This window comes from Escherichia sp. GZ89 (assembly GCF_019366485.1).
GTDB classification, from domain to species: Bacteria; Pseudomonadota; Gammaproteobacteria; order Enterobacterales; family Enterobacteriaceae; genus Escherichia; species Escherichia fergusonii.
The window spans coordinates 32,598-48,757 of the sequence record NZ_JAEOHX010000003.1 but is presented as its reverse complement, the minus strand read 5'-3'; the positions used below and the strand labels follow the sequence as shown (position 1 = coordinate 48,757).

Genomic DNA, 16,160 nt, shown 5'->3' with positions numbered 1-16,160 from the left:
TTTGCCTCGATTTCTTTTTTATTACTGCCTACCTTAACGATTCAGCAACCCCACTTATTGATGTAAATCAAATTCACCTTTATATACTCCTTAAGGGGTATATTGCTGATTTGTATAAATTTTCTTAAGTCGTGGAATTGTCTGACATTTCGCCTGTGTATAAAAAACAGGCAGAACAGAGAGTTTCCTGTTTTGCTATCAAAACTTCGTAGAATGGGGATTTCTTCATCATTGAACAGCATAAAGTGATGCAGATCACATAAAGCACGCCTGCCAGCGTTACATTTGTTTCAGATACGTAAAATTAGGTAAAGGGATGGCCTTGTACTTGAAGGCTATTTAGAATCACTTCACTTGCTTTATTTCTGCTCTAGTTAAGGAAATCTCATGCTTAAATCGACCCTGGCGGCTGTTGCAGCTGTTTTCGCTCTTTCTGCTCTCTCACCCGCAGCATTGGCAGCGAAAGGAGATCCGCACGTTTTATTAACGACCTCCGCCGGTGACATTGAACTGGAGCTTAATAGCCAGAAAGCGCCAGTGTCAGTGCAAAACTTTGTCGATTATGTGAACAGTGGTTTTTATAACAACACCACCTTTCACCGCGTCATTCCTGGCTTTATGATTCAGGGCGGCGGTTTCACCGAGCAGATGCAGCAGAAAAAACCAAACCCGCCAATCAAAAATGAAGCCGATAACGGCCTGCGCAACACGCGTGGCACCATCGCGATGGCGCGTACCGCTGACAAAGACAGCGCCACCAGCCAGTTCTTTATCAACGTTGCCGATAACGCCTTCCTTGACCATGGTCAGCGTGATTTCGGTTACGCGGTATTTGGTAAAGTGGTGAAAGGCATGGACGTTGCCGATAAGATTTCCCAGGTGCCGACTCATGATGTTGGTCCGTACCAGAATGTGCCGTCAAAACCGGTAGTTATCCTTTCCGCTAAAGTCCTGCCGTAATGATTTCTCGCGCGGGCAATCTTGCCCGCGCTTCTGCTCTCCCGGCGTAACCCGGATTTGCCGCTTATACTTGTGGCAAATGGACACGTTCAGGGAGGCATCAAGTGAAGAAACTCACCGATAAGCAAAAGTCCCGTCTCTGGGAGCTTCAGCGTAATCGTAATTTCCAGGCCAGTCGCCGTCTTGAAGGCGTCGAGATGCCTTTAGTTACTCTTACTGCCGCAGAGGCTTTAGCGCGCCTTGAAGAGCTGAGGAGGCACTATGAGCGATAAATTCGGCGAAGGGCGCGATCCGTATCTTTATCCTGGCCTTGATATCATGCGTAACCGGCTGAATATCCGCCAGCAGCAGCGGCTGGAACAGGCCGCTTACGAAATGACGGCGTTGCGTGCTGCGACCATTGAGCTTGGTCCGCTGGTGCGCGGTTTACCGCATTTGCGCACTATCCATCGCCAGCTGTATCAGGATATTTTCGACTGGGCGGGGCAATTGCGTGAAGTTGATATTTATCAGGGTGATACGCCGTTCTGCCACTTTGCTTATATCGAAAAAGAGGGCAATGCCCTGATGCAGGATCTGGAGGAAGAAGGGTATCTGGTTGGCCTGGAGAAAACGAAGTTCGTCGAGCGGCTGGCACACTACTATTGTGAAATCAACGTCCTGCATCCCTTCCGGGCGGGAAGTGGTCTGGCACAGCGGATCTTCTTCGAGCAACTGGCGATTCATGCTGGTTATCAACTGAGCTGGCAGGGTATTGAAAAAGAGGCCTGGAATCAGGCAAATCAGAGTGGGGCAATGGGGGATCTCACCGCGCTGCAGATGATATTTAGCAAAGTGGTAAGCGAAGCCGGGGAATCTGAGTAAAATAGCGCGGTTCTTTCGTACCGGAGCCGCCATGATCCTGCTTATTGATAACTACGATTCTTTTACCTGGAACCTTTACCAGTACTTTTGTGAACTGGGGGCGGATGTGTTGGTTAAGCGCAACGATGCGTTGACGTTGGCGGATATCGACGCCCTTAAACCACAAAAAATTGTCATCTCACCCGGCCCCTGTACGCCAGATGAAGCCGGGATCTCCCTTGACGTTATTTGTCACTATGCCGGGCGCTTGCCGATTCTTGGCGTCTGCCTCGGTCATCAGGCAATGGCGCAGGCATTTGGCGGCAAAGTTGTGCGCGCCGCAAAGGTGATGCACGGCAAAACCTCGCCGATCACACATAACGGTGAGGGCGTATTTAAGGGGCTGGCAGATCCACTCACCGTGACACGCTACCATTCGCTGGTGGTGGAGCCTGACTCATTACCGGAGTGCTTTGAAGTGACGGCCTGGAGCGAAACCCGCGAGATTATGGGGATTCGCCATCGCCAGTGGGATCTGGAAGGTGTGCAGTTCCATCCAGAAAGTATTCTCAGCGAACAAGGACATCAACTGCTGGCTAATTTCCTGGAACGCTGATTTCTGATTGCCATTCAGTGATTTTTTATGCATATTTTGTGATTATAATTTCACATTGAGTTATGCGTAACAGGGTGATCATGAGATGGCAATTGAACAAACAGCAATTACACGCGCGACTTTCGATGAAGTGATCCTGCCGATTTATGCTCCGGCAGAGTTTATTCCGGTAAAAGGTCTGGGCAGCAGAATCTGGGATCAGCAAGGCAAGGAGTATGTCGATTTCGCGGGTGGCATTGCAGTTACGGCGTTGGGCCATTGCCATCCTGCGCTGGTGAACGCGTTAAAAACCCAGGGCGAAATTCTGTGGCATATCAGTAACGTTTTTACCAATGAACCGGCGCTGCGTCTTGGTCGTAAACTGATTGAGGCAACGTTTGCCGAACGCGTGGTGTTTATGAACTCCGGCACGGAAGCTAACGAAACTGCCTTTAAACTGGCACGCCATTACGCCTGTGTGCGTCATAGCCCGTTCAAAACCAAAATTATTGCCTTCCATAACGCTTTTCATGGTCGTTCGCTGTTTACCGTCTCGGTGGGCGGGCAGCCAAAATATTCCGACGGCTTTGGGCCAAAACCGGCAGACATCATCCACGTTCCCTTTAATGATCTCCACGCAGTGAAAGCGGTGATGGATGATCATACCTGTGCGGTGGTGGTTGAGCCGATTCAGGGCGAGGGCGGCGTGACGGCTGCGACGCCAGAGTTTTTGCAGGGCTTGCGCGAACTCTGTGATGAGCATCAGGCATTATTGGTGTTTGATGAAGTGCAGTGCGGGATGGGGCGGACCGGCGATCTGTTTGCTTACATGCATTACGGCGTGACGCCGGATATTCTGACCTCCGCCAAAGCGTTAGGTGGCGGCTTCCCGATTAGCGCCATGCTGACTACGGCGGAGATTGCTTCTGCGTTTCATCCTGGTTCTCACGGTTCCACCTACGGCGGTAATCCACTGGCCTGTGCAGTAGCGGGTGCGGCGTTTGATATCATCAATACCCCTGAAGTGCTGGAAGGCATTCACGCGAAACGCCAGCGTTTTGTGGACCATTTGCAGAAGATCGATCAGCAGTACGATGTGTTTAGCGATATTCGCGGTATGGGGCTGTTGATTGGCGCAGAGCTGAAACCACAGTACAAAGGTCGGGCGCGTGATTTCCTGTATGCGGGTGCCGAGGCAGGCGTAATGGTGCTGAATGCCGGGCCTGATGTGATGCGTTTTGCGCCGTCGCTGGTGGTGGAAGATGCGGATATCGATGAAGGGATGCATCGTTTCGCCCACGCGGTGGCGAAGGTGATTGGGGCGTAAATAAGACGCGTCAGCGTCGCATCAGGCAAAAGATGTCGGATGCGGCGTGAACGCCTTATCCGATGGTTTAGCCTGTATTACGCCTTCGAATCCCGCAACTTGCGACTCAGCCAAATCCCATGATGCGGTCGCTGACGCCATGCCATCGACGAAATGGTGTGCATGGTGTTCAGATGACCAATAACCCGCTGTAAATGCTGCTCCAGCGTGCCTGCTGCACCTTCGTGCGGCTGCATCTCCGGCGCATCCATGATATTGGCATCGCCAGAACTACCTGGTTCGTCATACTCCAGTCGCTGCTGACAGCGCTGAATGGCGATTTCACAAGACTGCAAATATTCTTGCGCCAGTTCAGGTGGCAATGCCCGGTGTTCCCGTGCCAGCGTGGTCATAGCATTAATATGTTCAACAATAAACTGGCTGTGCGTCACCCACAGTTTCATATCTGCCAGATAATGGCTGTTGAATGCCGGTTCCTGCATCGCCTGATTCAATGAGTTATACAGAGTGTTATGCGCCTGATTCACCCGCATTCGCTGCCAGGCCAGTGGCGTAGGTTGCGGATCCTCGCTCAGAATCAAACGAATCGCTTCCTGATAGGCTTCTAAAGCGTCATGGGCGTTCTTACGCAATAACCCGCTCTGCCACTGCGGCCACAGCCAGACGGTACCGCCGAAAGCAATTAAACAACCAATAATGGTATCGATAAGACGCGGAAGGATGTACTGCTCACCGTTCAACCACAATAGTTGCAGGGTATACACTGCGGTAATGGTAAAGCCGACCGTCGCCCAGCCGTAGTTTTTGCGCAATATCAGGTAGCTGGCGAGGGTGGTAATCAGCATCAACGTCAGGGTATAACCTTCGGGAATTTTAAAGTGCAGGGCAACGCCCGCAATGATTAACCCGACCACGGTTCCCACGGAGCGATTCACAATCCTCAGACGGGTTGCGCCATAGCCATTTTGTGTCACCAGCAATACCGTCATCAGGATCCAGTACGACTTCGGCAGATGCAGCGCGGTGCCCATCAGGCTGGCAACGCTTAACATCACACTGAGTCGTCCAGCATTGCGTAGCGCCGGAGATTTCAGTGACAGATAACTTTTTAGCGCCGGCAGTAACGGCATTCGCCGCTGTTTATCGGCCAGTAAATCACGGGCATAGAGCGGTTTTTGGGTGCGTAGTACACGAGCGATGCGGCTGAAGTGCCAATAGCAGAATTGCCCAACCGGATTATCCGGATGCTGGCGGGCGATTTTTTCCAGCGCGCCAATTTGTTTTTCCATTGTAAAGCGCGTCGGCAGGCGATGGTAAAGAATGTCATCAGCCAGCACGCGCAGGCGAGTGGCGACAGTTTGCGCATTCCAGCGGATAACTTCTTCCGCATGGCTACGCTCGACCAGCTTTTGCACCTCTTCCGGCTGATGCAAGCTGACCGAAATATGTTCCTGTAAATCCAGCGCCTCCTGGAAAATACGCAGCATCCGCTTGTAGTCAGTATTATTTTGCGCGGAAAGCATATGCATTTGCTGATAGCACTGAGTAATTAAATCGACCGCTTTTTGCTGGCGCACCAGCAGTGGTGGCAATGCTTTTTCAGGATCGGTGTGCTGGGTGAGCAGGCTGTATTTGGCTTCGCAGTAATCCGCCAGTTCACGGTACAGCAAGCTTAGTGACTCGCGTAGCGGTTGTTCGCGCCAGAGCCAGAACCAAAACCAGTTAAACAGTCCGTACCACAACGTGCCCAGCGCATAGATGAGCAACGGTTCCCAGACAGGCATGTATCCCGCCAGACTGAGGGTAAAAATGGCGGCGAGTAGTGATGCGGGAAGCAATTTTGCGTGCAATGGCCCCAGCTCAGCAGTGACGCCAAGTACCAGTGTTAATCCGGTCAGCAAAAAGGGCAGGGGAACATCTTTTGCCAGTAACAGCTGTGTCAGCAAGCTACAGGTGGCAAACAGCGACGCACCAATGATTAAGCGTTTGAAAAAACGTTTATGAGGCGTATCAAGACCCGCAATGTTGCAACAGGCAGGAACGAGGGAGAAGAGCAGACCGAATCGTAATTCGCCAAGCATTAACCCAACGGCCACGGGCAAACATAGCACCAGCGTTTGTCGAAGTGCATAGTTGATATCGGGGTGATAAATCAGTCTGCGCCACATCGGGGGAAACAAAATGGCGCGCTACCAGGTAACGCGCCACTCCGACGGGATTAACGAGTGCCGTAAACGACGATGGTTTTACCGTGTGCGGAGATCAGGTTCTGATCTTCCAGCATCTTCAGAATGCGCCCCACGGTTTCACGAGAACAGCCGACAATCTGACCGATTTCCTGACGGGTAATTTTTATTTGCATACCGTCAGGGTGAGTCATGGCATCCGGTTGTTTTGCCAGGTTCAACAGAGTCTGTGCAATGCGGCCCGTTACATCGAGGAACGCGAGGTTACCCACTTTCTCTGAAGTGACTTGAAGACGACGCGCCATTTGTGCAGACAGACGCATCAGAATGTCCGGGTTTACCTGAATCAATTGGCGAAATTTTTTGTATGAAATTTCAGCCACTTCACAGGCGGTTTTCGCACGTACCCATGCGCTACGTTCCTGGCCTTCTTCAAACAGGCCCAGTTCGCCAATAAAATCACCCTGATTCAGATAGGAGAGGATCATTTCTTTACCCTCTTCATCTTTGATCAGCACTGCCACAGAGCCTTTAACGATGTAGTACAGCGTTTCCGCTTTTTCACCCTGGTGAATAAGCGTGCTCTTGGATGGGTACTTATGAATGTGGCAATGAGACAAGAACCATTCGAGAGTCGGGTCTGTTTGCGGTTTGCCAAGCACCATGCGCGGTTATCCTCTGTTATAAGCTTTCTCCAGAGCCAGAAAACGCCGCTGTCTCTGGATTGCCGAAATGTGCTTCCCGCTATCTGGGAAGAGGCTGTCAAATACGTACTGCATCTGTTATGTGAAGTCCGTTACACACATGCAGTACATCAATGTATTACTGTAGCATCTTGACTGTTTTAGCATAGCTTTCGCCGTGTGTCTCCTGGTGTCTCGCTTCAGCTTGACTCAGGTCGCCTTCTGTTGCGCGATTTGGTCAGTACGCGTACGCTGTGAATAAATTTGATGCAGTGGAGTGGCAAAAATGCAAGCGCGAGTGAAGTGGGTCGAAGGGTTAACTTTTTTGGGCGAATCCGCATCTGGTCACCAGATTTTAATGGACGGCAACTCTGGCGATAAAGCGCCAAGTCCGATGGAAATGGTGTTGATGGCGGCGGGTGGCTGTAGCGCCATTGATGTGGTTTCTATCCTGCAAAAGGGGCGTCAGGATGTTGTCGATTGTGAAGTAAAATTGACCTCTGAACGCCGCGAAGAGGCACCACGCCTGTTTACGCACATTAATCTGCATTTTATTGTCACCGGTCGCGACCTGAAAGACGCAGCAGTTGCGCGTGCGGTTGATCTCTCTGCCGAGAAATATTGTTCAGTGGCGCTGATGCTGGAAAAAGCGGTAAATATTACTCACTCGTATGAAGTGGTTGCCGCGTGATTTAATGTCAGGAGTGCGATGCCGGATAATTGTTTATCCGGCATATTAGCAGAGTTACTCGATTTTCTTCCCTTCCATCAATCGCTGTACCAGCGGCAGCATAATTAACTCCATTGCCAGACCCATTTTGCCGCCCGGCACCACTAATGTATTGATGTGGGAAATGAATGAGCCCTGCAACATCGCCAGCAGCCAGGGGAAATCGATCCCTTCCAGATTACGAAAATGGATCACCACGAAGCTTTCATCTAGTGATGGAATGCCCTTTGCCGCGAACGGGTTTGAGGTGTCGACAGTGGGAACGCGCTGGAAGTTAAGATGGGTGCGGGAAAACTGCGGCGTGATGTAGTTGATATAGTCTTCCATTGAACGCACTACTGAGTCCATCACTGCTTCTCGTGAGTGCCCGCGCTCGCTGGTGTCGCGGATCAGTTTTTGAATCCACTCAAGGTTAACGATAGGCACCACGCCAACCAGTAAATCCACATGTTGCGCAACGTTATGATGTGGTGTGACCACGCCGCCGTGTAGCCCTTCATAAAACAGTACATCAGTGGGTTCCGGTAAAGGTTGCCATGGGGTGAATGTTCCCGGCACCTGATTCCACGGTACGGCTTCGTCGTACGTATGCAGATATTTGCGTGATTTTCCTTTGCCGCTCTGACCGTATTCAATGAAGGTTTGTTCCAGCAGGCCGAAGTCGTTAGCTTCGGGGCCGAAGTAGCTGATATGCCGCCCGGCGTCGCGCGCTTTGCGGATCGCCATGTCCATTTCCGGGCGCGTGTAACGGTGAAAACTGTCGCCTTCCACCTCAGCTGCATGCAGATTTAACTGCGCGAATATTTTACGAAACGCGAGGCTGGTAGTGGTGGTCCCCGCGCCGCTGGATCCTGTTACCGCAATGACCGGATGTTTGGCAGACATAGTAACTCCATGACTTAGCTATCATTATTATCTCGTCCGCCGACGGTTGCAGGTTATTCGCGAAACTGACTGCGCGGCATGATATTGACCGTTTCGTGCAGCTCCGACCATACCAGCACCGCTTCTCCGTACTGTAGCTGGCGTTTGACGTCGGCGACTTTCTGTTCAAGTGTACGCTCATGTTCACCATAATCGGTGCCTTCGCGTAACACAAAGCTTTCAATTAAATTTTCCAGCGTTTCGGGGGAGATGTCTTGCCAGGGGATCAACATGATTTCGCCTCCAGATACGTTGTTAACCAGTCAGGAATGCGTGACTCCAGCCACATTTGCGGATGAAGTAATGTACCGCCAATAAAGCCAACATGACCGCCATGTTCAGTCAGTTGATACTCAACTTGCGGAGGAAGATTTTCCGGTTTTGGGATCACCTGATGATCCATAAACGGATCGTCTTTGGCGTGAATAATCAGCGTCGGTTTAGCGATCCGGTTCAGTATCGGCATGGCGCTACACTGACGATAATAGTCGATAGCATCGGCGTAGCCGTGAATTTTGGCTGTGATCAGATCGTCAAATTCGCGGATGCGGCGTACTGATTTCAACTGTGCGAGATTAATCGGCAGAGTACCAGGGTAGGCCGCTAGTTTACGCGCGGCATTGGCTTTTAACAGGTTCAGCAAATAACGCTGATAAACGCGGGAAAAGCCCTTTTCCATATGGTAACTACAGGCTTCCAGCATAAATGGCGCGGAGACAATCACTGCCGCATCAATCGGGACATCATTACCTTCTTTGGCCAGCAGGCAAGCCAGCATATTACCGCCGAGCGAATAGCCGACGGCAGCCGTTGGCGCATGACCAAACTCACGTTGCAGCCAGCGTAAAAACCAACTGGCGTCTTCGGTTTCGCCCGAATGGTAAATGCGGTGCATGCGGTTAGGTTCACCGCTGCATCCGCGAAAATGCATCACCACACCCAGCCAGCCGCGCTTTTTCGCCGCATCAACCAGACCGTGGGCGTACGGGCTATTGAGGCTGCCCTCCAGCCCGTGAAACACCACTAAACGCGGTTTATGTTTCGCTTGTGCAGGGTCTTCACTCCATGCGAGATCGACAAAATCGCCGTCGGGCAACTCCAGCCGCTGCCAGTACGGGGTGAATTTCACCTGACGACGAAACAGACGTGGCAGCATGGTTTGCAGATGGCAATTGCTAAAGCCGCGCATGGGGATGAATTCAGCACTGCTGCTGAATTCATCGACATCGGTCGTCGTTATCTGCGTCATCAGTTGCTTTGGCCTTCAAGCAGCATCTGTTCCAGCTGCTCCTGGGCTTCCAGCCACGCCATTTCGCACTCTTCCAGCCCGGATTTGGCGCTGGCTTGCTGTTGCAGGCAGGCGGTGAGTTCCGCTTTACGGCTCTGATCGTACAGTTCGCTGTCGCCGAGTTTCTCTTCCGCCTGCGCCAGTTGCGCGTTCAGCTTCTCCATCTCTTTTTCCAGACGGGCAATCTCTTTACGCAGTGGCTGGGTTTGCGCACGCAGCTCCGCTTCCCGACGCTTCTGATCTTTACGAGCCTGAGCGCTGTTAGCGTTCTCCTTTGGCGCGTCGTCGGTTTGGTTTTCTTGCTTTTGTACGTCGCTCAACCACTGTTGATAATCTTCCAGATCGCCGTCGAACGGTTCGACTTTACGATCGTGAACCAGATAGAGATCGTCAGTGGTGGAACGCAACAAATGGCGATCGTGCGAAACAACAACCAATGCGCCTTCAAACTCGATTAACGCTTCAGTCAGTGCCTGGCGCATGTCGAGGTCAAGGTGGTTAGTCGGTTCGTCGAGCAGCAGTAGATTCGGACGCTGCCAGACGATTAATGCCAGCACCAGGCGGGCTTTTTCCCCACCGGAGAAACGGCGCGTTTCTTCCGTCACTTTATCGCCCTGGAAACCAAAGCCGCCGAGGTAATCACGCAGTTTTTGTTCTAGTTCCTGCGGCGCTAAACGTGCCAGATGTTGAATAGGCGATTCGTCGGCGCGCAGGTATTCAAGTTGATGCTGGGCGAAGTAGCCGAGCTTGATCCCTTTCGCCAGACCAATTTCACCGCTGACAGGCGCTAGTTCACCGGCTAACAGTTTGATTAATGTCGATTTACCCGCGCCGTTGCGGCCTAACAGACCAATGCGCGAACCCGGCACCAGATTCAGTTTAATCGAGTCGAGAATAATGCGATCGCCATAGCCTGCGCTGACCTTTTCCATTTTCAACAACGGATTAGGCAGGCTTTCCGGCGCGCGGAAGCTAAAGCGGAACGGGTTGTCGACGTGCGCGGGGGCAATCAGCTCCATACGCTCGAGCATCTTAATACGGCTCTGGGCCTGCTTCGCTTTGGTGGCTTTGGCACGGAAACGGTCGATATAACTTTGCAGATGTGCCACGCGCTCTTGCTGGCTTTCATACATCGCCTGTTGCTGCGCCAGACGGGTGGCGCGCTGTACTTCAAACGAACTGTAGTTGCCGGTGTACTCGAACATGCTTTGTTGTTCGATATGAATAATTTTATCAACGATCGGATCGAGGAAGTCGCGGTCGTGGGAGATCAGGATCAGCGTGCCCTGATAGCTCTTCAGCCATTTTTCCAGCCAGATAACAGCATCGAGATCGAGGTGGTTAGTTGGTTCGTCGAGCAGCAGCAAGTCTGAACGGCAAATCAGCGCCTGGGCGAGGTTGAGACGCATACGCCAGCCACCGGAGAAATCACTTACCGGGCGCTCCAGTTGTTCATTGCTGAAACCGAGGCCGTGCAGCAGGCTGGCGGCGCGGGAGCGAATGCTCCATGCGTCAATAGCATCCAGCTTGCCATGAATGGTCGCAATGGCGTGCCCGTCGTTACGTTCGTTGGCGTCGTGTAGCTGCGCTTCCAGTTGACGATATTCACGGTCGCCGTCAATGACATATTCCAGCGCCGCTTGGGGTAGCGCTGGTGTTTCCTGATTCACCCACGCCAGTTGCCAGCTTCCTGGAAAGGTGTAGCTGCCGCCGTCGGCACTGATTTCATTTTTCAGCAATGCCAGCAGGGTAGATTTACCACAGCCGTTTTTACCCACCAGGCCGACTTTCTGCCCGGGGTTGATGGTGGCGGTGGCATTATCCAGCAGGACGCGCACGCCGCGACGAATTTGTAACGAGGAGAAAACAATCATAAGGCGCCGTATGTTCAGACTATGTTAACTTATCATTATGATAATGTAATGTATGGGCGAGCTGCCGCACCGGGCGCAATGGTAGCCCAAAACAGCGACTATACACAAAAACCATACCGGGAGGGGGATGATGTCTCAGCCAGCGAAAGTTTTGCTGCTGTATGCCCATCCGGAATCTCAGGACTCGGTGGCAAACCGGGTACTGCTTAAACCGGCCACGCAGCTCAGCAATGTTACCGTGCACGACCTTTACGCGCACTATCCCGATTTTTTTATTGATATCCCCCGTGAGCAGGCATTACTGCGCGAGCACGAGGTGATTGTCTTTCAGCATCCTCTTTATACCTATAGCTGCCCGGCACTACTGAAAGAGTGGCTGGACCGGGTATTAAGCCGTGGTTTTGCCAGCGGGCCGGGGGGAAACCAACTGGCGGGAAAGTACTGGCGTAGCGTGATTACCACCGGCGAGCCGGAAAGTGCTTACCGTTATGACGCGTTGAATCGCTACCCGATGAGTGATGTTCTGCGCCCCTTTGAACTGGCGGCGGGGATGTGCCGGATGCATTGGTTAAGCCCCATCATTATTTACTGGGCGAGACGGCAAAGCGCACAGGAGCTGGCAAGTCACGCCAGAGCCTACGGTGACTGGCTGGCAAATCCGCTGTCTCCGGGAGGCCGCTGATGGAAGGTTCTGATTTTTTACTCGCAGGAGTGCTGTTTCTCTTCGCGGCGGTGGCTGCGGTGCCATTGGCATCGCGGTTGGGTATTGGCGCGGTGTTGGGATATTTGCTGGCAGGGATTGCAATTGGGCCGTGGGGGCTGGGGTTTATTAGCGACGTCGATGAGATCCTCCACTTTTCGGAACTCGGCGTGGTGTTCCTGATGTTTATCATCGGCCTTGAGTTGAATCCCTCCAAGCTTTGGCAATTGCGACGCTCGATTTTTGGCGTAGGCGCGGCGCAGGTGCTGTTAAGCGCGGCGTTGCTGGCGGGATTATTGATGCTGACGGATTTCGCCTGGCAGGCGGCGGTGGTCGGTGGCATTGGCCTTGCGATGTCTTCCACTGCAATGGCGTTGCAACTGATGCGTGAGAAAGGGATGAATCGCAGCGAATCTGGACAGCTAGGTTTTTCGGTTTTGCTTTTTCAGGATCTGGCGGTGATCCCCGCGCTGGCGTTAGTACCGCTGCTGGCGGGTTCGGCAGACGAACATTTCGACTGGATGAAGATCGGCATGAAGGTGCTGGCGTTTGTCGGCATGCTGATTGGGGGGCGCTATTTACTGCGTCCGGTATTCCGTTTTATTGCTGCTTCTGGTGTGCGGGAAGTGTTCACCGCCGCGACGCTGCTGCTGGTGTTGGGTTCCGCATTGTTTATGGATGCGCTGGGGTTGTCGATGGCGCTCGGTACGTTTATTGCGGGCGTGCTGCTGGCGGAAAGTGAATATCGCCATGAGCTGGAAACGGCTATCGATCCGTTCAAAGGCTTGCTGCTCGGACTGTTTTTTATCTCTGTCGGCATGTCGCTCAACCTCGGAGTGCTTTATACCCATCTGTTGTGGGTAGTGATAAGCGTGGTTGTGCTGGTGGCGGTGAAAATTCTCGTGCTGTATTTGCTGGCGCGGCTGTATGGCGTGCGTAGCTCAGAGCGGATGCAGTTTGCTGGCGTGTTGAGTCAGGGCGGCGAGTTTGCCTTTGTCCTCTTTTCTACCGCTTCTTCGCAACGCTTATTCCAGGGCGACCAGATGGCGCTGTTGCTGGTGACGGTCACGCTTTCCATGATGACCACGCCGCTGCTGATGAAGTTGGTGGATAAATGGCTGTCCCGTCAGTTTAACGGACCGGAAGAAGAAGACGAAAAACCGTGGGTCAACGATGATAAACCGCAGGTGATTGTCGTGGGCTTCGGACGTTTTGGTCAGGTGATTGGTCGTTTGCTGATGGCAAATAAAATGCGCATTACCGTGCTGGAGCGGGATATCAGCGCTGTTAACCTGATGCGCAAATATGGCTACAAAGTGTATTACGGTGATGCCACGCAAGTTGACCTGTTGCGCTCCGCAGGCGCCGAGGCCGCAGAGTCTATCGTCATCACCTGTAACGAGCCGGAAGACACCATGAAGCTGGTGGAAATATGCCAGCAGCACTTCCCGCATTTGCATATTCTTGCGCGAGCGCGCGGACGTGTGGAAGCGCATGAGTTATTACAGGCCGGGGTGACGCAGTTTTCCCGTGAAACATTCTCCAGTGCGTTAGAGCTGGGGCGCAAGACGTTGGTTACGCTTGGGATGCATCCGCATCAGGCACAGCGGGCACAACTGCATTTTCGCCGCCTGGATATGCGGATGCTACGAGAGCTAATACCGATGCATGCCGATACCGTACAAATTTCTCGCGCCAGGGAAGCCCGACGCGAACTGGAAGAGATCTTCCAGCGTGAAATGCAACAAGAACGACGCCAGCTGGATGGCTGGGATGAATTTGAGTAGAGGATAACGATGGCAATCCGAAAACGTTTTATTGCGGGAGCAAAATGCCCGGCCTGTCAGGCGCAGGATTCAATGGCGATGTGGCGCGAAAATAATATTGATATTGTTGAATGCGTTAAGTGCGGACACCAGATGCGAGAAGTCGACAAAGAAGCCCGCGATCATGTTCGCAAAGATGAGCAAGTGATCGGGATTTTTCATCCGGACTAGCGATATGCGCCGAGATTTTTTAAGCTAGTGAGTACACGGCTGCAGAATTCCGCTACAATCTGCGCCACTATTCTTCCCATGCTCAGGAGATATCATGAAAGTAGCAAAAGACCTGGTGGTCAGCCTGGCCTATCAGGTACGTACAGAAGACGGTGTATTGGTTGATGAGTCTCCGGTGAGTGCGCCGCTGGACTACCTGCATGGTCACGGTTCTCTGATCTCTGGCCTGGAAACAGCGCTGGAAGGTCATGAAGTTGGCGACAAATTTGACGTAGCTGTTAGCGCGGATAACGCTTACGGGCAGTACGACGAAAACCTGGTGCAGCGCGTTCCTAAAGATGTATTCATGGGCGTTGATGAACTGCAGGTAGGTATGCGCTTCCTGGCTGAAACCGACCAGGGTCCGGTACCGGTTGAAATCACTGCGGTTGAAGACGATCACGTCGTGGTTGATGGTAACCACATGCTGGCCGGTCAGAACCTGAAATTCAACGTTGAAGTTGTGGCGATTCGCGAAGCGACCGAAGAAGAACTGGCTCATGGCCACGTTCACGGTGCGCACGATCATCACCACGATCACGACCACGACGGTTGCTGCGGTGGTCATGGCCACGATCACGGTCATGAGCACGGTGGCGAAGGCTGCTGTGGCGGTAAAGGTAACGGCGGTTGCGGTTGCCACTAATACCGAAAAAGTGACAAAAAAGCGGGGAATCCCCGCTTTTTTTATGCCTCAATAATGTGGCGGTGGCGTTTCTTCAGCCTGCGACGCGATGTTCGACGGCTGGCTGGCTTTTAACTTCTCGGTCAGCAGACGCAGATGATCGCGCAGTTTCGCCATCTCCATTTCATGAGCGGTCACCGTGACGTTCAGTTCTTCAATGGTGATTTCCTGAAAAGCCAGTCGGCTCTCCAGCTCTGCCAGGCGTGCTTCCATTGATAAATCCTGCATGATTCACCTCTTTTGTCGAATGGTCGCCGCGGATTCTACTTAACTTTGCACTAATAGACAGCACTCTGTTAGCGACCACGAAACTAATTTAAACAAAAAGAGTCAGAAAAGAAGCGATTATAGGGCATGTCCTTATGTTGATTTGTTCAACAACCCTTTATAGTACTCTACTGATGTCAGTTAACCCTGGGGTGAGATGCCCCGGCCCTGGAGATATGGATGAAATCACTGTTTAAAGTAACGCTGCTGGCGACCACTATGGCCGTTGCTCTGCATGCGCCAATCACTTTTGCTGCTGAAGCGGCGAAACCTGCTGCAACGACTGATAGCAAAGCAGCGTTCGCAAATGACGACCAGAAATCAGCTTACGCACTGGGTGCTTCGCTGGGCCGTTACATGGAAAACTCTCTGCAAGAGCAAGAAAAGCTGGGGATCAAACTGGATAAAGATCAGTTGATCGCCGGTGTTCAGGATGCCTTTGCACAGAAGAGCAAACTGTCTGATCAAGAAATCGAACAGACTCTGCAGGCATTTGAAGCTCGCGTGAAGACAGCTGCGCAGGCGAAGATGGAAAAGGACGCGGCTGATAACGATGCAAAAGGCAAAGAGTACCGCGAAAAATTTGCTAAAGAGAAAGATGTTAAAACATCATCAACTGGCCTGGTTTATAAAGTTGAGAAAGCCGGTACTGGCGAAGCCCCGAAAGACAGCGATACTGTTGTAGTGAATTACAAAGGTACGCTCATTGACGGTAAAGAGTTTGATAACTCCTATACCCGTGGTGAGCCTCTTTCTTTCCAACTTGATGGTGTGATCCCTGGCTGGACCGAAGGCCTGAAATACATCAAGAAAGGTGGCAAAATCAAACTGGTTATCCCACCGACTTTGGCTTACGGTAAAAATGGTGTTCCAGGAATTCCGCCAAACTCTACACTGGTATTCGACGTAGAACTGCTGGATGTGAAACCAGCTGCGAAAGCTGATGCTCAACCACAAGCTGATGCAAAAGCCACCGAAGCTACTAAAAAATAAGCATTAAGAAATGCCGCCTGACCAGGCGGCATTTTTTTTATTGCAGGCCGGATATAATTAATGCTGGAA

The 16,160-nt window shown here is 52.1% G+C and carries 18 protein-coding genes; 11 read left to right on the top strand and 7 right to left on the bottom strand.

Features of this window, described 5'->3' with window-relative positions; translation table 11 throughout:
• The first annotated feature begins 387 nt into the window (after window positions 1-387).
• From ppiA to argD, 5 genes are all read left to right on the top strand, one after another.
• The gene (gene ppiA / locus K0335_RS06700) at window positions 388-960 is read left to right on the top strand and encodes a peptidylprolyl isomerase A (RefSeq protein WP_000920477.1); all 573 of its coding nucleotides are present in this window, start codon (window positions 388-390) and stop codon (window positions 958-960) included.
• A 104-nt stretch (window positions 961-1,064) separates the two neighbouring features.
• Entirely contained in the window at window positions 1,065-1,232 is a 168-nt protein-coding gene (locus tag K0335_RS06695; protein ID WP_000736860.1) for a YhfG family protein, read from the top strand.
• Window positions 1,222-1,824, top strand: coding sequence for a putative adenosine monophosphate-protein transferase Fic (locus K0335_RS06690; RefSeq protein ID WP_001280648.1), 603 nt, complete (start codon window positions 1,222-1,224; stop codon window positions 1,822-1,824). Before K0335_RS06695 ends, K0335_RS06690 begins: the two co-directional genes overlap by 11 nt.
• Window positions 1,825-1,855: 31 nt before the next feature.
• Window positions 1,856-2,419, top strand: a complete 564-nt coding sequence (pabA, locus tag K0335_RS06685) for an aminodeoxychorismate synthase component 2 (RefSeq protein ID WP_000601834.1) — start codon at window positions 1,856-1,858, stop codon at window positions 2,417-2,419.
• A gap of 85 nt (window positions 2,420-2,504) precedes the next feature.
• The gene (gene argD / locus K0335_RS06680) at window positions 2,505-3,725 is read left to right on the top strand and encodes a bifunctional acetylornithine/succinyldiaminopimelate transaminase (protein WP_104920386.1); all 1,221 of its coding nucleotides are present in this window, start codon (window positions 2,505-2,507) and stop codon (window positions 3,723-3,725) included.
• A 77-nt stretch (window positions 3,726-3,802) separates the two neighbouring features.
• Here the strand turns inward: argD and K0335_RS06675 are convergent, their stop codons facing one another.
• Window positions 3,803-5,893: a YccS/YhfK family putative transporter gene (locus K0335_RS06675; RefSeq protein ID WP_002431759.1), complete on the bottom strand. Its 2,091-nt coding sequence runs from the start codon at window positions 5,891-5,893 to the stop codon at window positions 3,803-3,805.
• Window positions 5,894-5,943: 50 nt separating this feature from the next.
• On the bottom strand, window positions 5,944-6,576 hold the full coding sequence (crp, locus tag K0335_RS06670) for a cAMP-activated global transcriptional regulator CRP (RefSeq protein ID WP_000242755.1): 633 nt from the start codon (window positions 6,574-6,576) through the stop codon (window positions 5,944-5,946).
• Between the two features lie 304 nt (window positions 6,577-6,880).
• Here crp and K0335_RS06665 point away from each other — a divergent pair, with 304 nt between their 5' ends.
• Window positions 6,881-7,285, top strand: a complete 405-nt coding sequence (locus K0335_RS06665) for an OsmC family protein (protein ID WP_001148908.1) — start codon at window positions 6,881-6,883, stop codon at window positions 7,283-7,285.
• A gap of 54 nt (window positions 7,286-7,339) precedes the next feature.
• On the opposite strand, the gene K0335_RS06660 is transcribed toward K0335_RS06665, so the two are convergent.
• Genes K0335_RS06660 through K0335_RS06645 form a run of 4 tightly spaced genes read right to left on the bottom strand, consistent with a single transcriptional unit; the run spans window position 7,340 to window position 11,410 of the window.
• Window positions 7,340-8,209 carry a phosphoribulokinase gene (locus K0335_RS06660; RefSeq protein WP_001274672.1) on the bottom strand — a complete coding sequence of 290 codons (870 nt, stop codon included), beginning with the start codon at window positions 8,207-8,209 and terminating at the stop codon, window positions 7,340-7,342.
• A gap of 53 nt (window positions 8,210-8,262) precedes the next feature.
• Window positions 8,263-8,481: a YheU family protein gene (locus K0335_RS06655; RefSeq protein WP_000907081.1), complete on the bottom strand. Its 219-nt coding sequence runs from the start codon at window positions 8,479-8,481 to the stop codon at window positions 8,263-8,265.
• A complete protein-coding gene (locus K0335_RS06650; protein WP_046077034.1) occupies window positions 8,475-9,497 on the bottom strand; it encodes a hydrolase in 1,023 nt (340 codons plus the stop codon). Before K0335_RS06650 ends, K0335_RS06655 begins: the two co-directional genes overlap by 7 nt.
• Window positions 9,497-11,410 carry an ABC transporter ATP-binding protein gene (locus K0335_RS06645; protein ID WP_000634793.1) on the bottom strand — a complete coding sequence of 638 codons (1,914 nt, stop codon included), beginning with the start codon at window positions 11,408-11,410 and terminating at the stop codon, window positions 9,497-9,499. The genes K0335_RS06650 and K0335_RS06645 overlap by 1 nt, the downstream gene beginning before the upstream one ends.
• Before the next feature lie 130 nt (window positions 11,411-11,540).
• Here K0335_RS06645 and kefG point away from each other — a divergent pair, with 130 nt between their 5' ends.
• The 4 genes from kefG to slyD all read left to right on the top strand — a co-directional run bounded on the left by kefG (window position 11,541) and on the right by slyD (window position 14,792).
• A complete protein-coding gene (gene kefG / locus K0335_RS06640) occupies window positions 11,541-12,092 on the top strand; it encodes a glutathione-regulated potassium-efflux system ancillary protein KefG (RefSeq protein WP_001297514.1) in 552 nt (183 codons plus the stop codon).
• Window positions 12,092-13,897 (top strand): glutathione-regulated potassium-efflux system protein KefB, encoded by a 1,806-nt coding sequence (kefB, locus tag K0335_RS06635; RefSeq protein ID WP_000399122.1) that lies wholly within the window; start codon window positions 12,092-12,094, stop codon window positions 13,895-13,897. Before kefG ends, kefB begins: the two co-directional genes overlap by 1 nt.
• 9 nt (window positions 13,898-13,906) lie before the next feature.
• On the top strand, window positions 13,907-14,107 hold the full coding sequence (locus K0335_RS06630; protein WP_001007734.1) for a YheV family putative zinc ribbon protein: 201 nt from the start codon (window positions 13,907-13,909) through the stop codon (window positions 14,105-14,107).
• Window positions 14,108-14,201: 94 nt separating this feature from the next.
• Entirely contained in the window at window positions 14,202-14,792 is a 591-nt protein-coding gene (gene slyD, locus K0335_RS06625) for a peptidylprolyl isomerase (protein WP_000861348.1), read from the top strand.
• Between the two features lie 48 nt (window positions 14,793-14,840).
• On the opposite strand, the gene K0335_RS06620 is transcribed toward slyD, so the two are convergent.
• Window positions 14,841-15,059 carry a protein SlyX gene (locus K0335_RS06620; protein WP_001153620.1) on the bottom strand — a complete coding sequence of 73 codons (219 nt, stop codon included), beginning with the start codon at window positions 15,057-15,059 and terminating at the stop codon, window positions 14,841-14,843.
• 219 nt (window positions 15,060-15,278) lie between these two features.
• Here K0335_RS06620 and fkpA point away from each other — a divergent pair, with 219 nt between their 5' ends.
• Window positions 15,279-16,091 (top strand): FKBP-type peptidyl-prolyl cis-trans isomerase, encoded by an 813-nt coding sequence (gene fkpA / locus K0335_RS06615; RefSeq protein WP_000838249.1) that lies wholly within the window; start codon window positions 15,279-15,281, stop codon window positions 16,089-16,091.
• Window positions 16,092-16,160: the final 69 nt, after the last annotated feature.